The sequence below is a fragment of the Streptomyces sp. NPDC058289 genome, assembly GCF_042880975.1.
In the GTDB taxonomy this organism is placed as follows: domain Bacteria; phylum Actinomycetota; class Actinomycetes; order Streptomycetales; family Streptomycetaceae; genus Streptomyces; species Streptomyces stoeckheimensis.
In genome coordinates this window covers 17,170-30,642 of record NZ_JBHVYI010000011.1, presented here as the reverse complement: position 1 = coordinate 30,642, position 13,473 = coordinate 17,170, and the positions used below count along the sequence as shown (strand labels likewise).

The window sequence follows — 13,473 nt, the reverse complement described above, 5'->3', positions numbered from 1 at the left end:
ATATCCCGGGATGTGGACAGCCCTCGCGTGGGATACTCGGTCCTTGTCTGAAACCCCAATCGGAACCCCCAGTGCACCCTCAGGCACGACCTCACAGGAACGGCAGCTCATGGCCTCGGTCCCTTCCCTCGCTTCTTCCGTCAACCAGCGCGTCGCCGACGCACTCGCCTCCGCCCTGCCGGACGCCGGTGCGAGCGACCCGCTGCTGCGACGAAGCGACCGGGCCGACTTCCAGGCCAACGGCATCCTGGCGCTCGCGAAGAAGGCCAAGGCCAACCCGCGCGAGCTGGCGACGACCGTGGTCGAGGGCATCGACACCGCCGGCCTGATCCAGGAGATCGAGGTCTCGGGCCCCGGCTTCCTCAACATCACGATCACCGACAGGGCGATCGTCGAGACCCTGGCGGCCCGCGCCGCGGACGACCGCCTCGGCGTGCCGCTCGCCGCCAAGCCGGGTACGACGGTGATCGACTACGCGCAGCCGAACGTGGCCAAGGAGATGCACGTCGGCCACCTGCGGTCCGCCGTGATCGGCGCGGCGATGGTGGAGATCCTGGAGTTCACCGGTGAGAAGGTGGTCCGCCGCCACCACATCGGCGACTGGGGCACCCAGTTCGGCATGCTCATCCAGTACCTGATGGAGCACCCGCACGAGCTGGACCACAAGGCGGAGGACGGCGGTGAGGTCTCCGGCGAGGAGGCCATGTCCAACCTGAACCGCCTCTACAAGGCCTCGCGCACGCTCTTCGACTCCGACGAGGAGTTCAAGACGCGGGCCAGGGCCCGGGTGGTGGACCTCCAGGCGGGCGAGCCGGAGACCCTGGCGCTGTGGCAGCGGTTCGTGGACGAGTCGAAGATCTACTTCTACTCCGTCTTCAACAAGCTGGACATGGACATCCAGGACCCCGACGTCATCGGCGAGTCCGGCTACAACGACATGCTGGTGGAGACCTGCAAGCTGCTGGAGGACTCGGGCGTGGCCGTCCGTTCCAACGGCGCGCTCTGCGTGTTCTTCGACGACGTCAAGGGCCCGGACGGCAACCCGACCCCGCTGATCGTCCAGAAGTCCGACGGCGGCTTCGGCTACGCCGCGACCGACCTCTCGGCGATCCGTGACCGCGTGGGCACCCTGGGCGCGACCGAGCTGATCTACGTGGTCGACGCGCGGCAGTCCCTGCACTTCAAGATGGTCTTCGAGACGGCGCGCCGGGCGGGCTGGCTGAACGACGAGGTCAAGGCCGTGCAGCTGGCCTTCGGCACCGTGCTGGGCAAGGACGGCAAGCCGTTCAAGACCCGTGAGGGCGAGACGGTCCGGCTGGTGGACCTCCTCGACGAGGCCGTCGACCGGGCCACGGCCGTCGTCCGGGAGAAGGCCGAGAAGATCGGTCTGAGCGAGGAAGAGATCGTCGAGAACGGCCAGTACGTGGGCATCGGCGCCGTGAAGTACGCGGACCTGTCCACCTCGGCCTCGCGCGACTACAAGTTCGACCTGGACCAGATGGTCTCGCTGACCGGTGACACGTCCGTGTACCTCCAGTACGCGTACGCCCGGATCAAGTCGATCCTGCGCAAGGCGGGCGAGGCGGGCGACCGCAAGCCGGTCGCGCACCCGGAGCTGGAGCTGGCGCCGGCCGAGCGCGCGCTGGGCCTGCACCTGGACCACTTCGGCGAGCTCATCGCCGAGGCGGCCGCGGAGCACGCCCCGCACAAGGTGGCCGCGTACCTCTACCAGCTGTCCTCGCTGTTCGCGACGTTCTACGAGCAGTGCCCGGTCGTGAAGCCCGAGCCCGAGCTCGTCGTCGGCGAGAACCGCCTGTTCCTGTGCGAGCTGACCGCCCGCACCCTCAGCAAGGGCATGTCCCTCCTCGGCATCCGCACCCCCGAGAAGCTCTGACACCAGGGCTACGGCGCACCGGCGGCCCCCGCCTCCCCCACCGGGAGGCGGGGGCCTCGGCAATTCCCCCACCAGCCGTAACACGGCGTGCTACGCTCGCTCCATGGCCCCCAAGGAGCGGTTCAGCATCAGCATGGACGCGGCGCTGCGCACGAAAGTGAAGGAGCACGCCGACGCGATGGGGATCGACGTCTCCTCGTACGTCACGGCGGCCGTGCTGAGGCAGATCGACCAGGACGTTCTCGTCGCCCGCCGCTTCGCGGACATCGACGCGGACATTGCGGCGACCGAGGCGATGTCTCCGCCGCAGGGCCACGACGAGGAGTTCGACGAGGCCGACATGGCCGCCGTACGGGCGGGCATCGCCCGGGCCCTCGCGCCCGAGGCGCGGGACTCCGCCGCGTGAGCAATCCCGTCTTCGTGTACGACACCGGCATGCTGGTCGCGCTGGACCGTGCCGAACAGCACGCCCGGCGCCTGCACCAGTACCTGACCGAACAGGACCACCCTCCCGTCGTGCCGCTGCCCGTGCTGGCGCAGGCCTGGCGCCCGGGCCAGTGGACCCCCCTGACCCGCGCCGTCCCCCAGTGCACGGTGTTCGGCGTACGTTCCTCCGCACCGCTGTCGTGCGGTGTGTGTCTGGCCGGTCACGTGGAGGACGACGCCAAGCGGGCCGGCCGGATCCTCGCCGCAGCCGCGATCCCGGCCGAAAAGCGGCCCTCCGCCGTGGACGCACTCGCCGTCGTGATCGCCGCCCGGCATCCGCATGCCGTCATCGTCACCTCCGACCCGCGAGACATCTCGGCCTACCGGGATGCCCTGCCGGGCGCCTCAGAGGACGTCCGGGTGCTCGGCGTGAGTGACCTCGCCGCGTTCATCGCGGGCAAGCGCGTCCTGCGCTGAAGTCGCCCTGGCCACGTCCTCCGGGAAGGTCCGCACGTAAGCCTCCAGCGACTGGCCGTTGCGGGCGGCTCGTGCTTTCAGCTCGGCGAGCACTTCTTCGGACACTCCTCGGACACTCAAGTCGGCCATGCGGCAAGCCTGGCACCCGGGCGACGTTCCGGCGGCGGATACCGCGTAGCCACCACCGCTTCACCCGGACGGGCCGATTCCGGCCAACCCTGCCGGGTAGGGGACGGGCCGTCCATCCCCTACCCACCCCCACGGAGGGCCCCGTGCCCGACATGAACGGCCCCTACAAGGCCGGCACCCCCTGCTGGATCGACCTGATGGTCCGCGACCAGCAGGCCGCCATCGACTTCTACGCCGATCTCTTCGGCTGGCAGGGCGAGATCGGCCCGCCCGAGACCGGCGGGTACTCCGTCTGCACCCTCAAGGGCAAGCCGGTCGCCGGGATCATGAAGGCGATGAACCCGGACGGCACCGTCCCCGACCCGATGCCCCCGACCGTGTGGACCACGTACCTGGCCACGGACGCCATCGACGCCACCCTCAAGTCCGTCACCGACGCGGGCGGCACGGTCATGATGGGCCCGATGGACGTCATGGACCTCGGGCGGATGGCCGTCATCGTCGACCCGACCGGCGCCGTCGTCGGTCTGTGGCAGGCGGGCAGCTTCGACGGAGCGGGCATCGTCAACGAGCACGGCGCGCTCATCTGGAACGAGCTGACCACCGGCGACATCCCCGCCGCGATCGCGTTCTACACCTCCGTCCTGCCCGTCACCACGGTCGAGTCCGCGATGCCGGGCGCCGACGGGTACACGGAGTTCCAGGTCGGCGGCCGCGCGGTCGGCGGGATGATGAACATGGACAAGCTTCCGCCGGGGGTGCCGCCGCACTGGATGCCGTACTTCCACGTCGATGACGTCGATGAGGTCCAGTCGGCCGCCGTCCGCGCCGGGGGCACGGTCCTCGCTCCCGCCTTCGACATGGTGGCGGGCCGGATGGCCGTCCTAGCCGACCCGCAGGGCGGCGGCTTCTCGATCATCACGGCGAGCGCCCCGGAGCAGCCCGCCTGACCGGGCCACCGCCGACGCCCTGATGTGACGGGGCCCACAGGGAACGTTTCCCCCGTGGGCCTCCTCCTCTGTGTGCCGGAACGTTGTCGGAGCGTTCCACCACCGAGGGGGCACACGATGAAGGACTCGACACGCAGGCGCACCGGGCGGGCGCTCGCCGCGCTGCTCGCCGCCGACGGGCTGGTCCACCTGTACTGGGCCACCGGCCTGACCTGGCCCGCCCCCGACGAGCGGAACCTGTCCCTGGCCGTGCTCGGCTCCGAGGTGTCCTTCGGCCCGCCCGTCGTCCTGCCGCTCGCCGCGCTCACCCTGACCGGCGCCGCCGCCGTGCTCGCGCACGCGCACGGGCGGGCCGGGCGGCCCGCCCGCCTGGTGACGGCCGCCGTCGCCGCCGGGCTGGCCGTACGGGGCCTCGCGGGCCTGGGCTGGGCCGCCGGTCTCCTCGACAGCCCGGCGGACGGCCCCTTCCGCACGCTCAACCTCGCCCTGTACACCCCCGCCTGCCTCGGCTTCGGCTGGGCCGCGGCCCGGCTGGCACGGGCGCGGTGAAGCCGGTGACCCCGGTGGACCCCGTGCCCGACCGGCTTCCCGACCGGCTTCCCGACCGGCTTCCCGGCCGGTCCCCCGGCGGGCTGCGGGGCGGCCCCCTCACCGCCGCCGCCCGCGACCGCGGAGTCGCCCTCGCGCGCGCGGCCCGGGGCGGAGACACCCTCGCGCTGCACGACCTCCTCGACCACCTGACCCCGTACATCGCCCGGATCTGCCACCCGATCGCCCTCGCGGACGGCCCGGACGCCGCGCAGGAGGCCCTGCTCGCGGTCTTCCGGTCCCTGCGCTCGCTCCGCGACCCGGAGACCCTGTACGGCTGGGTCCGGTCCATCGCGGTCCGCGAGGCCGTACGCACGGCCCGGCGCGCGGGCCGCGACCGCCCGGCGGAACTGGCCGACGTACCCGGCCGGGACGACCCGCAGCTGGCCGCCGACATCGAGGACGTCCTGGCCCGCCTCTCCCCCGCCCACCGGGCCGTCCTCGTACTCCGTGACGTCGAAGGCCTCGACGAGGAGTCCGCCGCCGCCCTGCTCGGCGTCCCGCCGGGCACCGCCAAGTCCCGGCTGCACCGGGCCCGTACGAGCTTCCGGAAGGCGTGGTTCTCATGACGTACGAAGTGGATCCGGTCGACCCGGTCGCCCGCCTCCGCATCATGGTGGCCGGCGTCCCGGGAGCCCGGGTCGTCGAAGCGAACCTCCCCGCCCCCCTGGAGGCGGTCTGGGCGGTGATGTCGGACCTGGAGGGCGAGTTCGGCCGCTTCCAGCCGGACATGCGCAGCGTGCGCGTGCTCCGGGTCACGGGCGACCGCGTGGAGGCCCTGGCGCGCAGCAAGTACGGCCTGCGGGCCCACTTCCACGGCGTCCTGCGCCCGGGCTGGTGCTGGCTCCAGAGCCGCTTCCTGATCATCGGCATGGCCGCCGCCCCGACCTCCGACGGCGGCACCCGCGCAGCCCTGACGGGCGGCGTACGCGTCCCCGGCCGCGCGGCGATCGTCCCCCTGGGCGCGGAACGCGAACTCCGGGTCGCGATGGCCCGTCTGGCGGGCCGGGTCAGCGCCTGAAGCGGCCCGATGGGACCGGAGCACTGTCAACGGCCGCGGGCTGAGCCGTAATTCGTTTGACCGGGCCACGGGTCAACGCTGCACTGTGGCCGGACACCACGGGGCGTGGTGCCGGTATCCCAAGGAGGCAGCGGCAGCATGGAGATCCGTTCCACGACCGACAAGGATCTCGACGTCTTCGTCGACACGGTCCATGCCGCGTTCGGGCGCTTCCCGGAAACCCCGACAGAGGGCGGCGGGCTCTGGTGGTCGGCGCTCGAAATGGACCGCTGCCTGCTCGCCCTGCGATGATGCGGCACCAGCTCACCGAGTTGCGGGCCCGAGGAGAATTCCTCTCCGTGCTGCTGGCCTCCGAGGCCCCGATCTACGGCAGGTTCGGCTACGGACCGGCCACCTACACGCAGCGGCTGACGGTGCCGCGCCACCGGGCCGCCCTCACCGGTCCCGGGCCCGCACCGTGGCGGGCGCCCCGGCGGCCGACTCGGCCAACGACTCGGTCGAGTCCGGCACCCTGACGGTCGACGAGACCATCGCCACCGACGCCGCCGTCTTCGCAGCCCTGGCCCGGTTCGCTCTCGGACACGACCTGGTCTCTCAGGTCGTGTTCAAGCACGTTCCGCCCGAGCACCCGCTGCGCCGGCAGCTTGCGGACTTCCGCGCCGGCGAGGTGAGCGGCGAGATGGACTGGCTCTGGGTGCGGCTGCTGGACGTCCCGCGTGCGCTGACCGCACGTGGCTGGTTCACGGACGGCGAACTCGTCCTCGACGTCGACGACCCGTTCCTCGGCGAACACGGCCGCTACCTGCTGACCGTCCGGGAAGGCAAGGCGGACTACATCCCGACGGACCGGGAGCCCGACCTGTCCCTGGACATACGCGACCTGGGCTCGATCCACCTCGGTGGCACCGCCCCGAGCACGCTCACTCGCCTCCCTGCGGCGGCTCGACGAGAGATCAGCCGAGCCCCCGGAATTCGCACCAGACGACCTTCCCGGGAGCCCGCGGCAGCACCCCCCACGCATCGGCCAGCGCCCCGACCAGGAACAGCCCCCGCCCCGGCGGCCGTTCCCGGATCCGCGACAGCCCGGGCCCGCTGTCGTGCACCTCGACGCGGACCGTCCCGTCGTAGGTGAGCAGCCGCAGCAGGTAGCCCCGCCCACGCGGGACCCCGTACCGCAGCGCGTTGGTCGCCAGCTCGCTCACGCAGAGCAACACGTCGTCCTGCCGGGAGGCCCTGCCCCATGCGGCCAAGGTGTCACGTGTGAAGTGGCGTGCTGCGCTGATGGTTTGGGGTGAGCGCAGGTAGAGGCGCTCCTGGACCAGGGCGGGTTGAGTATGCAGATTCACGTGCCGATCGTCGCGCGCAGTCACTAGCGTGGGACTCTGCTCCAACCCGTACTCCTTGTTGAGTACGGGTCGGAGCGGGGTAGTCCACGCACGCGGGTGGGGAGTTCGCTGTCATGCCACCAAAGAAGCGCGCACGGCCCAACGCGACCACCATGAAGATGGTGGGGCAGATGGTGGCCGCCGCACGAGTAGCCAAGAACCTGACCCAGAAACAGCTCGGAGAGCTGATCAATCTGGACGCGGAGACCATCGCCTCAATCGAGCAGGGCCGTCGCGCGCTGATGCCGAATGTCGCGGAGCTGATGGATCTGCATCTGGGGCTGCCGGGGATTCTGGCCGTCGCGGCCCACGGGATGCCCTCCGTGGACGGTCCCCCGCCGTGGGCAGAGGAGTACTTGAGGCTGGAGGACGGTGCGATCGCGCTCTCCTGGTTCGACAACCAGGTCGTACCGGGCCTCCTCCAGACGGAGAACTACGCCCGGGCGGTCATCACCTGCCGGGTACCGGCCCACCCGGAAGCGGAGATCGAGTCACTGACCGCGTTGCGCGTCGCCCGCAAGGCGATCCTTCACCGCGAGACTCCTCCGACGCTGAGCTTCGTCATCTGGGAAGCCGTCCTGCGGGACCGGATCGGTGGTGACGAGGTCCACGTGGAGCAGTTGCGCCACCTGCGAGAGTGCGCCGATCTGCCGGACCTAAGCCTTCAGGTGATGCCTCTGGGGCGCACCTCGCACGCCGGACTCGACGGCCCGTTCATCCTGCTGGAAACACCGGACCACCACCACCTCGGCTACACAGAAACCCAGCGCGGCAGCCAGCTCATCTCGGCCCTGGATGGGGTCAGTATCCTGGCGCGCAAGTATGCAATGCTGCGCACTCAGGCCCTCAACACCGAGCAGACGCGGGGCCTGTTGGACCGCCTGCTAGGAGAGCCATGAGCCCCACGACCGCCCTGAAGTGGTTCAAGTCCAGCTACAGCGGCAGCGAGGGTGGCGCCTGCCTGGAAGTCGCCATCGCCTGGCAGAAGTCCACGTACAGCGACGGCGAATACGCCGCCTGCGTAGAGGTCGCCACCTGCCCCGGAACCATCCACGTCCGCGACAGCAAGGTCCCGCACGGACCCGTGCTGGACCTGACCCCCGCCGCCTGGGCCACCCTCACGGAGTGGACCGCTCGCTGATCAGCGCGGCCAGACCGTCCAGGATGCGGTCCAGGCCGAAGCGGAACTGGAAGTCCGGCTCGTCCGCGCCCGTGAACGCGTCGGACTCCAGCAGGCGCGTCACCGCCGGGTGCGTGTCCGGGGCCGTCATCAGGCGCAGGGTGCGTACGTACTGACCCAGCACCTGATCCGGTGAGACGCCGGACTTCACGATGGCGGCGATCATGTCCGCGACCATCGTCGCCTCGTTGCGGACCAGCCCACCGATGAGGATGATCGCCGAGACCTTCTCGCCCTCCCTCAGGGCGGTCCCGGCCATCGCCGCGAGCCCGCGTTCCATCCAGGCGAGCTGGTTGGGGCTGACCGGCGCCCCGGTGAGCGGGATGCGCACGATCCAGGAGTTGGCCATCAGGACGGCCCGCTGCGCGTACGCCCATTCGGTCAGCAGCTCCCGCCAGCCCGAAACCCCGGACGGCTCCGGCGGGGTGCCGACGCCGGCATCGGCCATCAGGATGTACAGCTCTTCCTTCGCCGTGACGTACCGGTAGAGGGACATCGTCGAGACGCCCAGCTCCTTGGCCACCCGGCCCATGGAGACGGCGTCCATCCCCTCCGCGGCGGCCAGCGCCACCGCCGCGTCCACGATCCGTTGGAGGGTGAGGGTGGGGCGCGGCCCCTTGCCGGGGCGTTCGCGCAGGCCCCAGGCCATCGCCAGGCTCGCCGGGAGCCCGGTGCCGTCGTCTTCCGCTTCGTTCGCCATCGCCGCTCCCTCCCCCTGTCGTCCCTCATGAGTCGTTGACGCACATCCTAGTTCTGTGTATTACTTACGCAATGGCGCGTAACCCATACGCAGAACGCAGATCGGAGTCCGCAATGGACGACCTCGGCATCCACGCCACCGCCCTGACCAAGTCCTACGGCGCCCTGCGCGTCCTCGACGGCATCGACCTCGCCGTCCCGCGCGGCAGCGTCCTCGCCCTCCTCGGCCCCAACGGCGCCGGGAAGACCACCACCGTCCGGATCCTCGCCACCCTCACCGAGCCCGACTCCGGCACCGCGCGGGTCGCGGGCCGCGACACCGCGTCCGAACGGGCCCTCGTACGCCGCTCCATCAGCCTCACCGGGCAGTCCGCGGCCGTCGACGAGCTCCAGACCGGCGCCGAGACCCTCCGCATGATGGGCCGGCTCCACGGACTGCGACCGCGCGCGGCCCGGGCCCGGGCCGACGAGCTGCTGGAACGCTTCGGGCTCGCCGAGGCCGGTGCGCGCACGGCGAAGTCCTACTCGGGCGGCATGCGCCGCCGCCTCGACCTCGCCGCGAGCCTGGTCTCCCGACCGGAAGTGATCTTCCTGGACGAGCCGACCTCCGGGCTCGACCCCCGCAGCCGCCAGGACCTGTGGGGCCTCGTACGGGAACTGCGCGCCGACGGCACGAGCGTGCTGCTCACCACCCAGTACCTGGAGGAGGCCGACCGCCTCGCCGACCGCGTGGCCGTCCTGGCCGGCGGACGGATCGCCGCCGAAGGCACCCCTGGGGAACTCAAGTCGCGCGTGGCGGGCCACCGCCTCGACCTGACCCTCGCCAGCCGGACCGCCTACGACGCACTGGCCCCGCGCGCGCTCCGCCTCTCGGCGGGGGAACCCGTGGCCGTCGCGGAGGGCCTCACCCTCGCACCGGAGGAGCTCGGCCTCAGCCTGCCCACCGACGGCAGCGCCGCCCACGTCCGGTCCCTGCTCGACGAACTCGACCCCGACCACACGGCCGTGGACCGCTTCTCGGTCCGCGGCGCCACCCTCGACGACGTGTTCCTCACCCTGACGGGAGCCGCTCCGTGACCACTTCCACGACCACTCCGGCGATCACGCCCGCACCCACTTCCGCACCCGCGTCCGTGACGACCCGCCCCGGCGCCATCGCGGCCGCCCACACCCTCACCGGGCGCAGCCTGCGCATCAGCAGCCGCCAACCGGACGTCCTGATCACGGCGTTGATGCTGCCGGTCATGCTGATGCTGATCTTCGTCTACTTCTTCGGCGGAGCCATCGACACCGGGACCACCTACGTGACCTACGTGGTCCCGGGAGCGATGCTCCTCTGCGCCGGCTTCGGCGCGGCGAGCACCGCCGTCAGCGTCGCCACCGACATGAAGGAAGGCGTGATCGACCGCTTCCGGTCCCTGGACATCGGCGGCGTCCCGATCCTGGCCGGGCACGTCGCGGCCTCGGTCCTGCGCAACCTCGTGTCCACGGGCCTGGTCCTGGCCGTCGCCCTCGCCATCGGGTTCCGTCCCCGGGCCTCGCTGCCCGGCTTCCTGGCCGCGGCCGCGCTCCTGGTCGCGTACATCACCGCGATCTCGTGGCTGGCCGCGACGCTCGGGCTGCTCGCCGGGACGCCGGAGGCGGCGGGCGGCTTCACCTTCCTGATGATGTTCCTGCCCTACCCGTCCAGCGCGTTCGTCCCCATCGACACCATGCCCGGCTGGCTCCACGGCTTCGCCGACCACCAGCCGCTGACCCCGGTGATCGAGTCCCTCCGGGCCCTGCTCCTCGCCCAGCCGGCGGGCGACGCCCCCTGGGTGGCCCTGGCGTGGTGCGCGGCCATCGGCGTGGTGTCCGTGGCCCTGGCGGCCGTCCTCTTCGAACGGCGGACGCGGTAGGCGGCGGACGCGGTAGGCGGCAGGCGACGCGGGCGGGCGCGGTGCGCCGACACGGCACACCGCGCCCGAATCGCGACGCCTCAGTGCAGCGGGTACGAGTGCCGTCCCGTCGCCGCGTCGATCTCCGAGTGGGCCTTCTGCAGCATCTGGGACGCGATGTCCATCAGCGCGCGAGCACCCGCGATCTCTTCCCCGACCTTCAGTTGCTCCGGGTCGGAGGGGTGACGCATGGCGTAGCCGTGCGCCCGTATCTCGGAGCCGTCCCCGAGTCTGACCAGGGCCGCCGCACTGGTTCGGTGGCCCTCCTCGGTGAATTCGAGCTCCACATGCCACCCGACGAGCGTGGTCATGGCGCATCACCTCCGGGGTTCGGTGCACCCTGCCTCCAGGGTGCGCCCGAGCGGGACGCGATGCGAATCGGTCCGACCCGGCTCAGCCGGTCTTCGTGCGGCGCGAGCGGCCGAAGCGGCGGACGAGCGGGGTCTCGACCCAGGCGAAGAGCCCCCAGGACATGAGCAGCGTGGCCGCCCCGACGCCCGCCAGCAGGCCCAGGGTCACGGGGAGCGAGTACATCTGTTCCTCGCCCAGCGCCCAGCGCAGCGAGCACATCGTGATGTAGTGCAGCAGGTAGAAGGCGAAGGAGATCTCCCCCAGCCACACCATCGCGCGATGGCGGAACAGACTGGGCCGCCCCTCGATGTCCGCGCTCGCGGCGGCCGCGATGAGCAGCACGATCGGCACGATCAGCACGGCGCGCTGGCCGTAGAGGTAGGGCACGTGGAAGGTCAGCCAGTAGCAGGCGGCCAGCAGCAGGCTCGACCAGATCATGCCGATGTTGCGCCAGCGCCCGTGCTTCACGGCGAGCGCCACCAGGATGCCGAGGGCGAAGTCGGCCATGCGGACCGGCGGCAGCACGTAGCTGAACCAGTACTGGGAGACCGAGCTGTCGTGGCCGCTGGGGATGCGGTCGCCGCTCGGGAACAGGGCGTAGGCGAGGGCGGGGGTGGCCACCACCGTGGCGATCGTGCCGGTGATCCAGTACTTCAGGTGGCCGGGGTCGATCCGCTTGAAGGCCGCCAGCAGGGCGGGGAAGCACAGGTAGAAGACCGCTTCCACGGCCAGGGACCAACTCGGTGCGTTCACGCTGAAGTTGGTCATGTACTCGGGCCACCAGACCTGCACCATGAACAGGTTGGCCACCGCGACGCCCGCAGAGGTGTAGTACAGCGCGAACAGGGACAGCGCGAGCGCCCAGGTGACCACGTAGTTCGGGTAGATCTTGACGAACCGGCGCCGCCAGAACCCCGTGGTGGTGTCCCGGTCCCGGGCCGACCAGGTCAGGACGAACCCGCTGAGCACGAAGAAGAAGGTCACCCCGAGCCCGCCCGCCTGGGTGAACCAACTGGCCAGCCGGTACTCGGTGTCGTCGTCCGCCAGCAGCCGCAGCGGGGGTATGGGCAGGAAGGCGTGATGGGCGAAGACCAGCAGCGCGGCGGGGAAGCGCAGGCCGGTGAGCGAGTCGAGCCGGGTCGTGCGGCGCGGCGGTGCGTCGGTGGGGGGCGGCGCCGTTCTGGAGCGGGTCGGCGCAGAACCGGTCAAGATCTGGTCAGTGGCCATGGGGCTTCCTTCGGGGATGTGGTCCTGCGGTGCGGCCCTGATTCGGCAGGTGAAGCGCCTTTGTACCGGCGCCCGCTCGTGGCCCGCTCAACACGTCGGGCCCGACCGGTTCCGGCCGTTCACCGCCGGCGCACAGGAAGGGGCCCGGGCATCCCCGCCCGGGCCCCTCCACCTACCGCTCAGCTCCGGCGCTGAGCCCTACCGCTCAGCCCGCAGCCACTGCGCGACCTCCGTCGCCCAGTACGTCAGGATCGTGTCCGCGCCCGCCCGCTTGATGCCGAGCAGGGTCTCCAGGATCGCCCGCTCGCGCTCGATCCAGCCCTTCTCCGCCGCCGCCTCGATCATCGCGAACTCGCCGCTGATCTGGTACGCCGCCACCGGGACGTCCACCGACTGCGCGACCCGGTAGAGGATGTCCAGGTAGGGCCCGGCCGGCTTGACCATCACCATGTCGGCGCCCTCCTCCAGGTCGAGGGCGAGCTCGCGCAGCGACTCCCGGGCGTTCGCCGGGTCCTGCTGGTACGTCTTGCGGTCGCCCTGGAGCGAGGAGGCGACGGCCTCGCGGAAGGGACCGTAGAAGGCGGACGTGTACTTGGCCGTGTACGCGAGGATCGAGACGTCCTCGTGGCCCGTCTCGTCCAGGGCGTCGCGGACGACGCCGACCTGGCCGTCCATCATCCCGCTCGGACCCACCACGTGGACGCCCGCGTCGGCCTGCACCTGCGCCATCTCGGCGTAGCGCTCCAGCGTCGCGTCGTTGTCCACGCGGCCGTGCTCGTCCAGGACCCCGCAGTGCCCGTGGTCGGTGTACTCGTCCAGGCACAGGTCGGACATGATCACCAGATCGTCCCCCACCTCCGCCTTCACGTCGCGGATCGCGACCTGGAGGATCCCGTCCGGCTCGGTGCCCGCCGTGCCCCGCGCGTCCTTGTTCTCGTCGGCCGGTACGCCGAAGAGCATGATCCCCGAGACTCCGGCCTCGACGGCCTCCACGGCGGCCTTCCGCAGCGTGTCCCGGGTGTGCTGCACCACGCCCGGCATCGCCGAGATGGCGAGCGGCTCGCTGATGCCCTCCCGGACGAATGCCGGGAGGATCAGGTCCGAGGGGTGCAGTCGGTTCTCCGCGACCATCCGCCGCATCGCCGGGGTGGTGCGCAGCCGACGGGGCCGCGAGCCGGGGAAGGATCCGTACGTGCTCATCTTCTAGTC

At 71.2% G+C, this 13,473-nt stretch carries 17 protein-coding genes and 1 pseudogene; 12 read left to right on the top strand and 6 right to left on the bottom strand.

The genetic code is table 11. From position 1 onward, the window contains the following. Positions 1-109 precede the first annotated feature (109 nt). From argS to ACFVX6_RS07855, 3 genes are all read left to right on the top strand, one after another. Complete coding sequence (gene argS / locus ACFVX6_RS07865) at positions 110-1,894, top strand: arginine--tRNA ligase (protein WP_389689061.1); 1,785 nt, start codon at positions 110-112, stop codon at positions 1,892-1,894. Positions 1,895-1,997: 103 nt separating this feature from the next. Continuing rightward, positions 1,998-2,300 carry a hypothetical protein gene (locus ACFVX6_RS07860; RefSeq protein ID WP_389689059.1) on the top strand — a complete coding sequence of 101 codons (303 nt, stop codon included), beginning with the start codon at positions 1,998-2,000 and terminating at the stop codon, positions 2,298-2,300. Further along, positions 2,297-2,797, top strand: a complete 501-nt coding sequence (locus ACFVX6_RS07855) for a hypothetical protein (RefSeq protein WP_389689057.1) — start codon at positions 2,297-2,299, stop codon at positions 2,795-2,797. The genes ACFVX6_RS07860 and ACFVX6_RS07855 overlap by 4 nt, the downstream gene beginning before the upstream one ends. On the opposite strand, the gene ACFVX6_RS07850 is transcribed toward ACFVX6_RS07855, so the two are convergent. Further along, entirely contained in the window at positions 2,726-2,926 is a 201-nt protein-coding gene (locus tag ACFVX6_RS07850; protein ID WP_389689055.1) for a hypothetical protein, read from the bottom strand. The two genes, ACFVX6_RS07855 and ACFVX6_RS07850, sit on opposite strands and share 72 nt — an antisense overlap. A 152-nt stretch (positions 2,927-3,078) precedes the next feature. Between ACFVX6_RS07850 and ACFVX6_RS07845 the strand changes: the two genes are divergently transcribed. The 5 genes and pseudogenes from ACFVX6_RS07845 to ACFVX6_RS07825 form a co-directional block, all read left to right on the top strand. Beyond that, positions 3,079-3,876, top strand: coding sequence for a VOC family protein (locus tag ACFVX6_RS07845; protein ID WP_389689230.1), 798 nt, complete (start codon positions 3,079-3,081; stop codon positions 3,874-3,876). Between the two features lie 117 nt (positions 3,877-3,993). After that, positions 3,994-4,425 (top strand): DUF3995 domain-containing protein, encoded by a 432-nt coding sequence (locus tag ACFVX6_RS07840; RefSeq protein ID WP_389689053.1) that lies wholly within the window; start codon positions 3,994-3,996, stop codon positions 4,423-4,425. An 83-nt stretch (positions 4,426-4,508) separates the two neighbouring features. Then, a complete protein-coding gene (locus tag ACFVX6_RS07835) occupies positions 4,509-5,033 on the top strand; it encodes an RNA polymerase sigma factor (RefSeq protein ID WP_389689228.1) in 525 nt (174 codons plus the stop codon). After that, positions 5,030-5,485 (top strand): SRPBCC family protein, encoded by a 456-nt coding sequence (locus tag ACFVX6_RS07830; RefSeq protein WP_389689052.1) that lies wholly within the window; start codon positions 5,030-5,032, stop codon positions 5,483-5,485. Before ACFVX6_RS07835 ends, ACFVX6_RS07830 begins: the two co-directional genes overlap by 4 nt. Positions 5,486-5,623: 138 nt before the next feature. Beyond that, positions 5,624-6,413: pseudogene (locus tag ACFVX6_RS07825) on the top strand (GNAT family N-acetyltransferase); the annotation flags it as partial. A gap of 25 nt (positions 6,414-6,438) precedes the next feature. Here ACFVX6_RS07825 and ACFVX6_RS07820 read toward each other — a convergent pair. Then, positions 6,439-6,831, bottom strand: coding sequence for an ATP-binding protein (locus ACFVX6_RS07820; protein WP_389689050.1), 393 nt, complete (start codon positions 6,829-6,831; stop codon positions 6,439-6,441). A 113-nt stretch (positions 6,832-6,944) separates the two neighbouring features. On the opposite strand from ACFVX6_RS07820, the gene ACFVX6_RS07815 reads away from it, so the two are divergent. Both ACFVX6_RS07815 and ACFVX6_RS07810 read left to right on the top strand, forming a co-directional pair. Further along, positions 6,945-7,769 (top strand): helix-turn-helix domain-containing protein, encoded by an 825-nt coding sequence (locus ACFVX6_RS07815; RefSeq protein ID WP_389689048.1) that lies wholly within the window; start codon positions 6,945-6,947, stop codon positions 7,767-7,769. Then, positions 7,766-8,011, top strand: coding sequence for a DUF397 domain-containing protein (locus tag ACFVX6_RS07810; protein ID WP_389689046.1), 246 nt, complete (start codon positions 7,766-7,768; stop codon positions 8,009-8,011). The genes ACFVX6_RS07815 and ACFVX6_RS07810 overlap by 4 nt, the downstream gene beginning before the upstream one ends. On the opposite strand, the gene ACFVX6_RS07805 is transcribed toward ACFVX6_RS07810, so the two are convergent. Then, the gene (locus tag ACFVX6_RS07805; RefSeq protein WP_389689044.1) at positions 7,989-8,750 is read right to left on the bottom strand and encodes a TetR/AcrR family transcriptional regulator; all 762 of its coding nucleotides are present in this window, start codon (positions 8,748-8,750) and stop codon (positions 7,989-7,991) included. The genes ACFVX6_RS07810 and ACFVX6_RS07805 overlap by 23 nt on opposite strands. A gap of 113 nt (positions 8,751-8,863) precedes the next feature. Between ACFVX6_RS07805 and ACFVX6_RS07800 the strand changes: the two genes are divergently transcribed. Together ACFVX6_RS07800 and ACFVX6_RS07795 are read left to right on the top strand one after the other, a co-directional pair. Then, entirely contained in the window at positions 8,864-9,826 is a 963-nt protein-coding gene (locus tag ACFVX6_RS07800; RefSeq protein ID WP_389689042.1) for an ATP-binding cassette domain-containing protein, read from the top strand. Positions 9,827-9,882: 56 nt separating this feature from the next. After that, entirely contained in the window at positions 9,883-10,647 is a 765-nt protein-coding gene (locus tag ACFVX6_RS07795) for an ABC transporter permease (RefSeq protein ID WP_389689226.1), read from the top strand. 80 nt (positions 10,648-10,727) lie between these two features. On the opposite strand, the gene ACFVX6_RS07790 is transcribed toward ACFVX6_RS07795, so the two are convergent. The 3 genes from ACFVX6_RS07790 to hemB all read right to left on the bottom strand — a co-directional run bounded on the left by ACFVX6_RS07790 (position 10,728) and on the right by hemB (position 13,464). Continuing rightward, positions 10,728-10,997 (bottom strand): DUF1876 domain-containing protein, encoded by a 270-nt coding sequence (locus ACFVX6_RS07790; RefSeq protein WP_389689040.1) that lies wholly within the window; start codon positions 10,995-10,997, stop codon positions 10,728-10,730. 82 nt (positions 10,998-11,079) lie between these two features. Next, positions 11,080-12,264, bottom strand: a complete 1,185-nt coding sequence (locus tag ACFVX6_RS07785; RefSeq protein WP_389689038.1) for an acyltransferase family protein — start codon at positions 12,262-12,264, stop codon at positions 11,080-11,082. A 198-nt stretch (positions 12,265-12,462) separates the two neighbouring features. Then, a complete protein-coding gene (gene hemB, locus ACFVX6_RS07780) occupies positions 12,463-13,464 on the bottom strand; it encodes a porphobilinogen synthase (RefSeq protein ID WP_389689036.1) in 1,002 nt (333 codons plus the stop codon). Positions 13,465-13,473: the final 9 nt, after the last annotated feature.